Annotated in this window: 12 protein-coding genes; 5 read left to right on the top strand and 7 right to left on the bottom strand. The window is 48.2% G+C overall.

The window, feature by feature from the left end:
• The first annotated feature begins 23 nt into the window (after window positions 1-23).
• The 3 genes from FW767_RS09070 to FW767_RS09080 are packed head-to-tail and all read left to right on the top strand — an operon-like array spanning window position 24 to window position 2264.
• Window positions 24-980, top strand: coding sequence for a 4Fe-4S binding protein (locus FW767_RS09070; protein WP_121699775.1), 957 nt, complete (start codon window positions 24-26; stop codon window positions 978-980).
• Window positions 964-1758, top strand: coding sequence for a thymidylate synthase (locus FW767_RS09075; protein ID WP_121699774.1), 795 nt, complete (start codon window positions 964-966; stop codon window positions 1756-1758). Before FW767_RS09070 ends, FW767_RS09075 begins: the two co-directional genes overlap by 17 nt.
• Window positions 1755-2264, top strand: a complete 510-nt coding sequence (locus tag FW767_RS09080; protein WP_121699773.1) for a dihydrofolate reductase — start codon at window positions 1755-1757, stop codon at window positions 2262-2264. The genes FW767_RS09075 and FW767_RS09080 overlap by 4 nt, the downstream gene beginning before the upstream one ends.
• A gap of 17 nt (window positions 2265-2281) precedes the next feature.
• On the opposite strand, the gene era is transcribed toward FW767_RS09080, so the two are convergent.
• Window positions 2282-3172 carry a GTPase Era gene (era, locus tag FW767_RS09085; protein ID WP_121699772.1) on the bottom strand — a complete coding sequence of 297 codons (891 nt, stop codon included), beginning with the start codon at window positions 3170-3172 and terminating at the stop codon, window positions 2282-2284.
• Window positions 3173-3453: 281 nt separating this feature from the next.
• On the opposite strand from era, the gene FW767_RS09090 reads away from it, so the two are divergent.
• Together FW767_RS09090 and FW767_RS09095 are read left to right on the top strand one after the other, a co-directional pair.
• A complete protein-coding gene (locus FW767_RS09090) occupies window positions 3454-4164 on the top strand; it encodes a response regulator transcription factor (RefSeq protein ID WP_394349340.1) in 711 nt (236 codons plus the stop codon).
• The gene (locus FW767_RS09095; protein ID WP_121699770.1) at window positions 4142-5629 is read left to right on the top strand and encodes a sensor histidine kinase; all 1488 of its coding nucleotides are present in this window, start codon (window positions 4142-4144) and stop codon (window positions 5627-5629) included. Before FW767_RS09090 ends, FW767_RS09095 begins: the two co-directional genes overlap by 23 nt.
• 166 nt (window positions 5630-5795) lie before the next feature.
• On the opposite strand, the gene upp is transcribed toward FW767_RS09095, so the two are convergent.
• The 6 genes from upp to FW767_RS09125 all read right to left on the bottom strand — a co-directional run bounded on the left by upp (window position 5796) and on the right by FW767_RS09125 (window position 11840).
• Window positions 5796-6449 carry a uracil phosphoribosyltransferase gene (gene upp, locus FW767_RS09100; protein ID WP_121699769.1) on the bottom strand — a complete coding sequence of 218 codons (654 nt, stop codon included), beginning with the start codon at window positions 6447-6449 and terminating at the stop codon, window positions 5796-5798.
• A gap of 12 nt (window positions 6450-6461) precedes the next feature.
• On the bottom strand, window positions 6462-7082 hold the full coding sequence (locus FW767_RS09105; RefSeq protein WP_121699768.1) for an HAD family hydrolase: 621 nt from the start codon (window positions 7080-7082) through the stop codon (window positions 6462-6464).
• Window positions 7083-7168: 86 nt separating this feature from the next.
• Window positions 7169-9241, bottom strand: coding sequence for a SurA N-terminal domain-containing protein (locus FW767_RS09110; protein WP_121699767.1), 2073 nt, complete (start codon window positions 9239-9241; stop codon window positions 7169-7171).
• Between the two features lie 188 nt (window positions 9242-9429).
• Window positions 9430-10716 (bottom strand): methionine adenosyltransferase, encoded by a 1287-nt coding sequence (gene metK / locus FW767_RS09115; protein ID WP_121699789.1) that lies wholly within the window; start codon window positions 10714-10716, stop codon window positions 9430-9432.
• A gap of 252 nt (window positions 10717-10968) precedes the next feature.
• Window positions 10969-11568, bottom strand: coding sequence for a lysine exporter LysO family protein (locus tag FW767_RS09120; protein WP_121699766.1), 600 nt, complete (start codon window positions 11566-11568; stop codon window positions 10969-10971).
• Window positions 11565-11840, bottom strand: coding sequence for a LysO family transporter (locus tag FW767_RS09125; protein ID WP_121699765.1), 276 nt, complete (start codon window positions 11838-11840; stop codon window positions 11565-11567). Before FW767_RS09125 ends, FW767_RS09120 begins: the two co-directional genes overlap by 4 nt.
• Window positions 11841-12446: the final 606 nt, after the last annotated feature.

Here is a 12446-nt window from a genome sequence, read left to right on the forward strand (position 1 = left end):
TTGTTTCGCACAAGTTCAATGAAATGAGCCGTAACCGATTGAAAATAATACGCATTGTGGTGTCGTTGGCCATGTTTGTGGCGGCGACTCTGCTGTGGATTGTCTACAGCGACATATTTCTGCGTCCGCTCGGGTGGATAAGCCGTATTCAAGTTTTTCCGGTGGCAATGTCGCTTTCGGTGGCGTCATTGGTTTTCTGGATGGCGGTGTCATTTCTGTTTGGCCGCATATATTGCTCTTCCGTGTGTCCGCTCGGCACTTGGATTGACGGAGTGGCCCGTGTGGGTGCCGCTGTCAGGCGCAGCCCCTACCGTTATTCGCGTCCTTTTGATTTTCGGTCGTTTTTTCTACTGCTGACTCTGTCGTGCATCGCCGGTGGCATAGCCATAGTGCCTGTGGTCATAGAACCATATTGCATTTACAGTAAGTTTGTGGTGTCGGTGCTCAGGCCCTTGTGGGGAGCGGTGAATAATCTCATAGCTTATACGGGGACTGTCGCCGGAGGCTGGGATGTATACTACGTGGGCATCGTGAGGGCGTCGGTGTTCGGCATAATAATATCGGTGGTGACCATGCTTGCCGTGAGCATCCCGGCTTGGTTTTTCGGACGCACGTTCTGCAACACTCTTTGCCCGGTGGGTACGATGCTCGGTTATGCGAGCCGTTATGCGCTCTGCCGCATAGACATCGATACCGACCGCTGTACCAACTGCCGTAGGTGTGAGGATGTGTGCAAGGCCTCGTGTATAAATCTCAACGACCATGTGGTCGATGGGTCGCGGTGTGTCAACTGCTTTAACTGCCTGTCGGTGTGTAAGGATGACGCCATATTTTACCGCACATCGCGTAAGCGGCTGTCATGGCCGCTGATGCAGCGTCTGTCAGGCGCTAAAGTGGGTGAGGCTACGGCTTCGTCGGTCGGAGGAGTGGACAATCAGGTGAAAACAATAAAACAAGAAGATAATGAAGCAATATCTTGAACTGCTGCGCCATGTGCGTGAACATGGCATTGACAAGGGCGACCGCACCGGTACCGGTACAAGAAGCGTGTTTGGCTATCAGATGCGGTTTAATCTCGAAGAGGGCTTTCCGCTGCTTACGACCAAGAAGCTGCATCTCAAGTCCATAATCTATGAGCTGCTGTGGTTTCTTAAGGGCGATACGAATGCCCGCTACCTTCAGGAACACGGTGTGAGGATATGGAATGAATGGGCCGATCCTGACGGGTCGCTCGGCCACATTTATGGCTACCAGTGGCGTTCATGGCCTGACTACAATGGCGGCCATATCGACCAGATACAGGAAGCGGTCGACACTATAATTAATAATCCCGACTCCCGGCGTATAATAGTAAATGCTTGGAATGTGGCCGATCTGCCAAATATGAATCTGCCGCCCTGCCATGCCTTTTTTCAGTTTTATGTGGCCGACGGGCGCCTCAGTCTGCAGCTTTACCAGCGCTCGGCCGACATATTTCTCGGAGTGCCTTTCAATATAGCCTCTTACGCCCTGTTGCTGATGATGATGGCGCAGGTGACCGGGCTCAAGGCCGGTGATTTCGTGCATACTCTCGGCGATGCCCACATATACAGCAACCACTTCGATCAAGTAGATACCCAGCTTGCACGTGAGCCGCGCCGTCTGCCTGTTATGAAGATAAATCCCGATGTCAAGTCGATATTTGATTTCCGGTATGAAGACTTCTCACTTGAAGATTATGATCCTCATCCACACATTAAAGCCATTGTAGCCGTATGATTGCAGAACGACCTCAAGTAATATCGATAATTGTGGCCTGCGCCGGTGCAGGCGCCATAGGACGCGGAGGCGATCTGTTGTTTCATATAAGCGATGACCTTAAGCGTTTCAAACGCCTTACAATGGGCAAGCCTGTCATAATGGGCCGTAAGACTTTCGAGTCGTTTCCCAACGGAGCTTTGCCCGGTCGCCGCAACGTAGTCATAACCCGTCAGGCTGACTATAGCGCTCCTTCAGTCGAGACAGCTCAGTCGCTTGACGATGCATTGTCGATGTGTGCCGGTGCCGACGAGGTGTTTGTCATAGGAGGAGGGGAGATATACCGGCAGGCGCTGCCGGCAGCTGACCGTATTTACCTTACCGAGATAGATGCCGAAGTGCCTGATGCCGACACATTCATGCCGGAAATAGACATGACAAAGTGGTCGGTCACGGAAGCTTCGGCTTACATGACCGATCCACGTAAAGGCGTGCGGTATCGTTTTGTAGATATGGTGAGCCGTTAAAGGCCCCCTATAGGGCATTATTCGATGTAGCCGAACGAGCGTAATTTGTTTTCTCTGTTACGCCAGTCTTTCTCGACTTTTACAAACAGTTCGAGATATACTCTCTTGTCAAAGAATTTCTCGATATCCTTGCGTGCTTCTGTGCCGATCTTTTTGAGCATTGAGCCTCCTTTTCCTATTATGATGCCCTTCTGTGAGTCGCGTTCAACGTAAATGACAGTCATTATGTGTATGCTGTCTTCTTTTTCGTCAAATTTTTCTACAACCACTTCTACCGAGTAGGGTACCTCCTTGTCAAGGTTGAGGAGCAGTTTTTCTCTGATTATTTCGGTTACAAAGAAGCGGGCCGGCTTGTCGGTCAGGGCATCTTTGCCGAAATATGGCGGCGCTACCGGAAGCAACTCTACTATGCGTTGCATGAGCGCATTGACGTTGAAGCCGAGTTTAGCCGATGTGGGGTAGACTTCGGCGTTAGGCAGCAGTTCCTTCCATCGTGTTACTATCGCTTCCAGCTCTTCATTGCCTTTTAGCAGGTCTATTTTGTTGATCACGAGCAGTACCGGTACTGTCTCTTTGGCTACCTTTGCAAGGAAATCGGCGTTTTTTGTGGGGTCTTCCACGACATCGGTCACATATAGAAGCACGTCGGCATCGGTTAACGCACCTTCCGAGAAGTCTCTCATGGCTTCCTGCATTTTATAATTTGGCTTCAGTACTCCCGGGGTGTCGGAAAATACTATCTGATAGTCATCGGTATTCACTATGCCCGTTATACGGTGACGTGTGGTCTGCGCCTTTGACGTTATGATGCTTATGCGTTCGCCCACGAGGTCATTCATGAGTGTGGACTTTCCTACATTCGGGTTGCCTACGATGTTGACAAATCCCGATTTGTGGCTTTCGTTCATGTGCTTGAAATTTAGTTATTGTTTATATTTATAGTTATAACAAAAATCGGGCCGAAAATATCGTATGGCATAAAAATTACAAAGGGCGGGTCTCACGACTCACCCTTTGTAATTAACCTTAAATCTAATACCATGAAAAACACAGTGCAAATATAGTAATTATACCTTTAGAACATTTTGCCGGTCAAATGGTTCGATGCATTCTAATTTTTAACTTTCATTAACCATCGAGTACGCGTTTTCTAAGTAACTTAGCAATGTAAAAATTAAAACCGGTTATAATGAGAATTAAAATTCTGGTAGTGGACGATGAAGAGTCGATCTGCGACATTCTTAAGTACAATCTAGAACTTGACGGCTATGAAGTGGACTATGCTCTATCGGGAGAAGAGGCTCTTACCATGGATCTGTCAAGCTACTCTCTGTTCATTCTCGATATAATGATGGACAAGATAAGTGGATTTGATTTTGCTAAACGATTGAAAAACAACATTTCGACTGAAAATACTCCTGTCATCTTCTGTTCGGCTCTTGACGACGCCGATGATACCGTTATGGGTCTTAATCTTGGAGGCGACGATTATATAACCAAGCCGTTTGTGGTGAGCGAGGTGCTTGCGAGAGTACGTGCAGTGTTGCGCCGGAGCCATGTATCGCAGCAGTATGCCTACAATATATCGAAAGGCATACAAGAGCCCGACATAAATTTTAAAACTCTTAGAATAGACCGAAACGAAAAGGCCTGCTATCTTAACGGAGAGCCGGTAACCCTTACCAAGACCGAGTTTGAGATACTGCTGTTTTTCTTTACTCATCGCAACCGCATTTACTCGCGTGAGGAAATAATACGTGAGGTATGGCCCGAGGATGTCATAGTGTCCAACCGCACTATCGACACCAATATCACGCGTCTTCGTAAGAAAATAGATCCGTACGGCAACAATATTATCACTCGATTGGGCTTCGGATATGGATTTAAGGAGACCAATTAAGTATCAGTGGCGGCTGTTTCTACCGTTGGTTGTGCTCCTGTGGACGCTTATAGCTACACTTGCTATATACACTTACCGTAGCGAGAAAGAGTTTCGTGAGAAGCACCTAAACGAGGACTTGCGTCTGATTAACTCCCGTGTCATAAACGCTTATGAAAATGACATGGAGCTCAAGCCGTTTATGAACTTCATATCGCAGTATTATGAGAAGTCTGAGTTCAACGGCATAAGAATGTCGGTATATCAGGAGGACGGCACGCTCCTTTACTGTATAGGCACGCCTATACCCACTCATATAGACGGTGAGTATACGCCTGAATTTGCCAAGATGCTTGATAGAGGTTACGGTACCTCATTTCGCCGAAGCAGTGTCGAGGACGATAATCCTTACTATTTTTTCGGAGTACGCAAGAGTGCCGATGACAAGATATTTGTTCTTACGGCTATGCCTTATACCGAGACTCTTGTCAAAGCTATGGCCGTCGACAAGGGCATATGGCTTGTATTTGTGCCGGTAGCGCTGATTGTGACTCTATTTGCTTATCTGTCCACTCGTTATCTCGGTAAAAACGTGGCGCTTCTGCACTCATTTGCATCTAAGGCTGCGGCAGGAGCCGATCTTACCGATGACGAACAGTCATTTCCGCATGACGAACTGGGCGATATATCGCGCAAGATTGTATCCTTGTACAAAGACAAGACCGAGGCCATTGAGCGATCGGAGCGCGAGCACCGCATAGCTCTTAAGGCCAATGAAGAAAAATTGCGCGTCACAAAACAGCTTGCCAACAATATAAATCACGAGCTGAAGACTCCGGTGGGAGTGATAAAAGGTTATCTCGACACGTTGGCTGGCCATCCGGAAATGGATGAGGCGTCGCGTGAGCGCTTTATCGAAAAGGCGCAGGGCCATATGAGCCGCCTGTGCAATATGTTGAACGACCTGTCTTCTATAACACGACTTGAAGAAGGGGGCGCGGGAGTCATGAAAGAACGTGTTGACTTCTATGACCTACTCTCCAACGTGTCGGCTGAAATTGAGAGCATTAAGCTCAACAACGGTGTCAGGTTTGAATTTGATGTCCCGATTGATTGTTATGTGTTGGGCAACTACAACCTATTGTACGGCATGGTCGTGAATCTTATCCGAAATGCCGATTTCCATTCAAAGGGTACGATGTGTGCTATAAAGCTCATAGGCGATAATTCGCGCGAATACCGGTTCTCGTTTTATGATGACGGAACGGGTGTGGGCGAGGAGCATCTGCCTCATCTGTTTGACCGATTCTACCGCATAGACAAGGGTCGTTCACGCAAGGTGGGAGGCACAGGATTAGGATTGCCTATCGTGAAAAATACCATGCTTGTCATGGGGGGTACCATAAAGGTGCGCAATCGTCAGCCACACGGTCTTGAGTTTGTGTTTTCTTTGTCAAAATGGATGTCGGCTTCGGGCAAAGCCTGACCAAGTTCCTGACTGTTTGCGGTGCAATATATTGTTAAAAAACAGCCATGTCTGCAGGAATATCCGTACAACGGCATGCCTGCAGACATGGTTTGTTTTCGGCCGGTCAGCTGTGTCTTGCCGCTGATGCGTATTTAAAGGCTAAAATTCCTTTAAGATGATGTTGTCAGTCTTTTATGCCGTATGCGAGGTCGCCTGCGTCGCCCAATCCGGGCACTATATAGCTGTGTGAGTTTATTTCAGGATCAATGGCGCCTACCCATATGGTAGTCTTGTTGTCGGGAAACGTAGCTTTGATATAGTCTATGGCGGTTTGCGATGCTATGACTGAAGCTATGTGTATCTTGGCGGGTGTGCCTTTGGTCAACAGGGCACGATAGCTCAACTCCATTGATGCGCCTGTAGCAAGCATCGGGTCAACAAGTATGAGGATCTTTCCGTCAAGACGCGGCGAGGCTATATATTCGATAAACACGTCGAAATTTTCTTTTTCCTTATACTTGCGGTAAGCCGATACAAATGCGTTTTCGCTTTTGTCGAGAGTGTTGAGGAAGCCTAAATGAAACGGTATGCCGGCACGGAATATTGTTCCGAGGACTATGCCGTCGGCCACGACCTCACACTCTGCCGATGCCAGCGGTGTTGTTATCTCAATCTTTTTGTAGTCAAAAGTACGGCTTATCTCATAGGCCATCAGCTCGCCTATACGTTCAAGGTTCCGACGGAAGCGCAGCATGTCGTGCTGTATGTCGACATTTCGCAGTTCCATCATGTATTGGCTGATAATCGAGCGGTGCTCGTCAAAGTTTATAACGTCCATGATGTGTTATTTTCAGATTGATGGTGATTGTTCTATGAGTTCGTAATATTCAGAGCCGGGTGGCACGTGCAGTGTTCCGAAGCCGAGCTTTGAGGCCGCCTCGACGTTGGACTGAGAATCATCGAGAAACAGTGTCTCTTCAGGAGCGATGCCGAAGCGCTCGGTCACGGTAAGGAATATGCGAGGGTCGGGCTTGCAGCATCCGGCTTCGTATGAGGTGACAATGCCGTCGAAGTAGTCGTTGACCGAAAGGCCCTCCTGCTGAAAGGCTTTGCTTATGTCGCGGTCCCACATTATGGAGTTGGTGTTGGACAGCATGTATATGCGGTATTTCCGGCGCAATTCGCGTAGCTTTTCAAGGCGTTTACGCGGTATGCCTATGAGAAATTCGTTGAGGGCGCGGTCGATATCTTCATCCGTGACCTGACATGGTATATGGAGCCGTACCGCTTTGCGAAACTCCGACTCGCTGACCTTTCCGGCTTCCAGATCGGCAAAAGGGCCCTTTTGTCCGTAATCACCGAGAAATTCACCTATGTCGGCCATGCCCAATGAACGGAATGCCTCCTCGCAGTTCTCGCGGCGTATATCCATAATGACACCGCCAAGATCAAATAGCAGATTTTTTATCATAAAGCAAACTTACGAAAAATATATTAAAAAACGGGAATCACTTGCGCAATTCCCGTCATGTCATATCGGTATGACCTTCATGAAGGTCAATCGTTGTAGAACTGAAGAGTGTTGTTGACCACTTTGTTCTTCTTCATCATTATGTCAAAGAAGTTCTGGAGCACAGCCTGATTGCCGTACTGCTGGTCATAGCGGGCTGCATTTTCCTTATAGTCGTAGGGGCGTGACTGGCTGTCTATGTCATATACCTGATATACATAAACTCCGTTGGTGCCTTCTATCGGGCCTACCAAGGCTCCTTTTTCCGATACGGGTACCTGACCGAGAAGCACTGACTCCATGGCTCCCACGCCGGGTATGAACATCTGTCCGAATGTGACATCGGTAGAGTCTACGGTGGATTGCATCGCCTGAGCGTATCCTGCGAGGTCTGAAGCCTTGCCTTTGTACTGGGCGATGAGGTCGGCTGCTTTCTTTGAATTGCGTACTTTTTCCGTTACGGCCATGAGCACGTCATCATCGGAGAGTGGCATATAACCGGGTTTTATAACTTCATCGAGAGCCACTACGATAAGGCGGTCATTCTGTCCGTCCTCCATAATGGGCGATACTTGTCCTTTCTTGGCGTCCATAGCCCATTTTACGGCATTGCGGCTGTAGGGAACATTGCCGAGAGCGGCGCTGTTGGCGGTTATTACAGCGGGTTGCAGCGAATAGCCGGCATTGAGAGCTCTTACTACTGTAAGCGAGTCGGCGTCGGTTATGCCGCTCATAAATGAAGCGAGGTCCTCGTTGAGTTTGGCTATAGTGGCGTCGGAGGGATATACCTTATATGTAACGGTGGCATAGTCGTATACGGCTACGGGCGCTTTCTTGCTGTTAACGCGCACTATGCGGGCGTCGGTAGCGGTGCTGTCCGATATGAAGTAACCGGTGCCGGCGTTAAGTATACGCTCTTTGAGCTCATTATCGGGAGCGGAAGCGAATGAGTTCCATACATCGGCCTGACCTCCTGCCACGCCGGGCATTTTGAGAGCTTCGTCAAATGCTACACCCGAGTTGAGAGCGGCAAGTAGCGAGTCGCGTCCGGCGGCATCGCCCTGATATGCGATGAAGTCGATGTTTATCGAGTCTACCGCCATCTTCTTGCTGAGCAGTTTGGCTATTGTGTATTCGTCGTTGATGAACGAAAGCATTTTTACCGCACCGGCAGTGCTGTCGGTTACAAATGACTTAAGCTGCGGGTTTGTTATGGCCGATGCAGTGGTTGAGCGGCGTTCAACTCCGAAGTTGCTGTCGCCGTTTACGGCATCAAGGTCTTTTGTGGCGGCAAGTTTGACTACTGTAGTGTCAACAAGTGTGCGGCCTTCAGCTATATCAGCCTGTGAAGGCTCGATGTTTACGGCAATGTAGTTGACTTTGCGTATCTCGTCGTCAACCTTATACATGTTTTTGTCTTTGTTGTACTGGGCTTTGAGCTCTTCCTTGCTTACCGGATACTTGTCGTTGGGAAGATCCATATAGCTTTTCTTTACGTAAGCCATGTGGCTTGTCGAAGCGTTTCCGTCATAATATGATTTTGCATCAAGTTCGTTGGCTACAAGAGCTCCGGCAAGCAATGCCTGAAATTTCTGTTGCTTGAGGAGCTGCTCCATCTGTTGCTCCTGACGCAGCCAAAGAGCTTGCACCTGCTGGGCCTGTTCGGCGGGTACTCCGTACTTGCCGGGATTGAAAGCCACATCATATAGCTGCTGGGGCGATTCAAAACCCATCTGCTGGGCAAACTGTATCATTGCATAGTGTGCGTTTGAGCCGAGCATTGACTTTGAGAGTTCGTCGTCGGTGACCTGTATGCCAAGGTCTTCGATCTCCTGATTGAGAAGTTGCTCCTGTATCATGCCGTAAAGAACGCGCTGGTGCAGGGCGGCAGGATCGATTTTGGCGTTTTGCTGCTGGTACTGCTGGTTGGCCTCCTCATAGCGGCGTTGAAATTCTTGGATGTCGATTTTGTGACTGCCGACTTTGGCTATGGTTGTGCCATTGCCGAAAAGTGTGCGGCCTGAAGTAAAGAAGTCACCGATGACAAATGCCAATAACGCGGCACCTACCACGATGAGGAGCAGAGTAGATCTCTTGCGGATTTTTTCAAGTGTTGCCATTTATTGCTTTGAATTTAATTTTTTATCATTGATAATGAGTGGTTTCTGTCTTTATGCGAGGCGCATGAAGACAAAATCGCACAAAGATACTAATTTTAAATCGTAAATCACAGCCTCAAATCGCAAATTTATCATAAACCGTAATAATTACGTAGTTAAGTGTCATGATGCGTCCGGCGTGGGTGGCTTTAAAGTCCGAAAGCACGTTTGATATCTTCGGTCTTGTCAAGTTTTTCCCATGTAAACAGTTCGACTTCGAGCGTTTTTTCCGGTTCGTATTTTGACGTGAAGGTCTTTTTTACAGTCATCGGTTCGCGGCCAACATGTCCGAATGCCGCTGTCTCCTGATATATGGGATTGCGGAGTTTCAGACGTTTTTCGATAGCGTTGGGCCTCATGTCAAACAGTTCTTTTACACGTTGTGATATTTCGGCGTCGCTCATGTTGACTTTGGCCGTGTTGCGGGTGTTTACATACAGGCTCACAGGCTCTGCCACGCCTATGGCGTAGGCCACCTGTACAAGGGCTTCGTCGGCAACGCCGGCTGCCACAAGATTTTTGGCTATGTGACGGGCCGCATAAGCTGCGGAACGGTCTACTTTAGACGGGTCTTTGCCTGAAAATGCGCCGCCGCCATGCGCTCCGCGGCCGCCGTAGGTGTCAACTATTATTTTACGTCCGGTAAGACCTGTGTCGCCGTGAGGGCCGCCGATTACAAACTTGCCGGTGGGATTTACATGCAGTATCAGCTTGTCGTCAAACAACTGTTGTACCGACTCTGGCAGTTTTGACACAACACGAGGCAGCAGTATGGTTTTTACGTCATCGCGTATCTTCTCGAGCATCATCATGTCGGCTTCATCCTGCGATGCGGCATTGTCGGCGGGGATGAACTCGTCGTGCTGGGTAGATATGACGATGGTGTGTATTCTTACCGGTTTGCCTTCGGGTGAATACTCTACCGTGACCTGACTTTTGGCGTCGGGTCTAAGATAAGTCATGTCAATGCTTTCGCGACGTATTGCCGACAGTTCGCGTAGAAGCATATGGCTCAGGTCGAGGGGAAGAGGCATGTAGTTGGGTGTCTCGTTGCATGCATAGCCGAACATCATTCCTTGGTCGCCGGCTCCTTGCTCCTCTTCAATGGCGCGTTCGACACCGCGGTTTATATCGACGCTTTGCTCGTGTAAGGCGGAAAATACTCCGCATGCGTTGCCGTCAAATTTAAGTTCGCTGCGGTTGTAGCCTATCTCGTTGATCACGCGGCGGGTGACATCCATCAGGTCTATGTAGGCGTTGCTCTTGACCTCTCCGGCCACTACTACTTGTCCGGTGGTGACAAGGGTCTCGCATGCTACTTTGGATTGCGGATCATGGGCAAGGAATTCGTCAAGAATTGCGTCCGATATCTGGTCGGCGACTTTGTCGGGATGGCCTTCCGAGACCGATTCCGATGTAAAAAGGTAGTTGTTCATCTTATTTTTGATAAAGTTTATAAACTGATTGAAATAAAAAATCTCCACATCGGGCATATGCCGTGCGGAGCGTAGTCTGACCAAAACTTGCCGATTGCAAATGAATCTTGCGGTTTTAGCATTTTTTACAGTGGTTGCAAGCAGCCAAATTTCTCCACCCGGGTGTATACCCTGTCTGTTTTCGGCGCAAAGTTAATATTTTATTCTGAAATAATAAGTTATATCTAATGTTTTAACATTCGTTTCTCTTGGTTATAATGTGCAGAAAAAGGTCACTAAAAACGGAACCGAGAAGTCTACGACGAAGCCGTGAAATACCGACACTATGACCATGTCGCGCCCTGATACCTGCGATATTATAGGAAGGGTGGTGTCCATTGAGGTGGCGCCTCCGGCCGATATCGGAGCAAGACGACCGAAAATTGTAGCGAGTACGGGAGCTCCGAGAAGAGTGATGATTTCGCGGAATATATTGGAGAGCAACGCTATCGTGCCAAGTTCGGCTCCGTAATATTCTGATATGAATATACTTGACAGAGAGTAATATCCGAAGCCTGAGCCTATGGCAAGGCATTCAGTGGCAGTGCGGGGTATAAACAGGCTTATTAGAGCGCATCCAGCCAATGTGCCGCCGATTGTCATAAGCGGTAATAACAGCAGGCGCGGGTCTGCGCTCCTGATGCCTTTGAGAGAGTCTGCGTCATGTCCTACATTCATTCCTACGAAAAACATAAGGGCGGCCAGCGCGTAGAAGCTTATGCCGTAATCGGTGTCAGGCAGTTTAATCCATCCGGCGATGCCGCATACGACCCCGATTAAAAAAAATAGTATTATTACAATACTCCCTTTCATCGTTTGCTCTTTTTTCCGGTTATGTATTTCCATAATATGCAGGCTGCGACGGCGCTGCCGAGTGTCGCGGCCAAGGATAGAACTATCGCCTGCCATCCTAAACTCAGTGCTCCATGTATCACTGCGTCGTTGGCTCCGGCTTCAAGCCCGAGCAGAAACAGCAGAAGCCATACGAGGCTTGTGATTGTGGCGCTTATCCAAGGTATGCGTCGGTTGCGTAACAGCAGACCTGTTGCGACGCCGGTAAGCATTATTGCTATGAGAACTATCATTATGTGATGCTTTATATGTCTTGTTTTCTATTTTGTATGCAAAGTTCCGAAAAAAAATGCAGACAACAATATATTGTGTGTTTTCCGGGCTTTTGTCGGATGATTTCTTTAAATTTTGCAACGGCGCTTAAAATTAATTAAAATGACATTTTGGTGTAACACGATTGCAACAGGCTGAAGCTATCTTTGCAATATCATTAGATGTATGTGGTACTATTATTTCTAATGAGATAAAATATCACAATCATTACCATTAGAACATTATTGCAAAGTTATAAAAGTAATTAGAAAGAGTGGGCTCTATTTCTTTCCTATAAAAGAGAGAATCCGAAATCTCGGACGGAGCAAGGATTGGAAATGGTCGCGATGACCTTAGTCCGCCCCACCATATACAGGTTTTCACCTGTCGCGAGGCTGCAACTTGGTTGCGGCCTCCTTTCGTATAATCAGCAGGTTAGGCGCGCCCACATTGCAATTAGGGGTCAGCGGATTTTCCCGGTGGGCGACGTGGATGTATCGTGGTATAGTATTACCTTTGCATCATGAAATCGGAAAAACTGCTTCGAGCCATCCTGCCGGAGGTACTCATAGATAATTTTGAAGTCG

The sequence above is a fragment of the Heminiphilus faecis genome (assembly GCF_008728965.1).
GTDB classification, from domain to species: Bacteria; Bacteroidota; Bacteroidia; order Bacteroidales; family Muribaculaceae; genus Muribaculum; species Muribaculum faecis.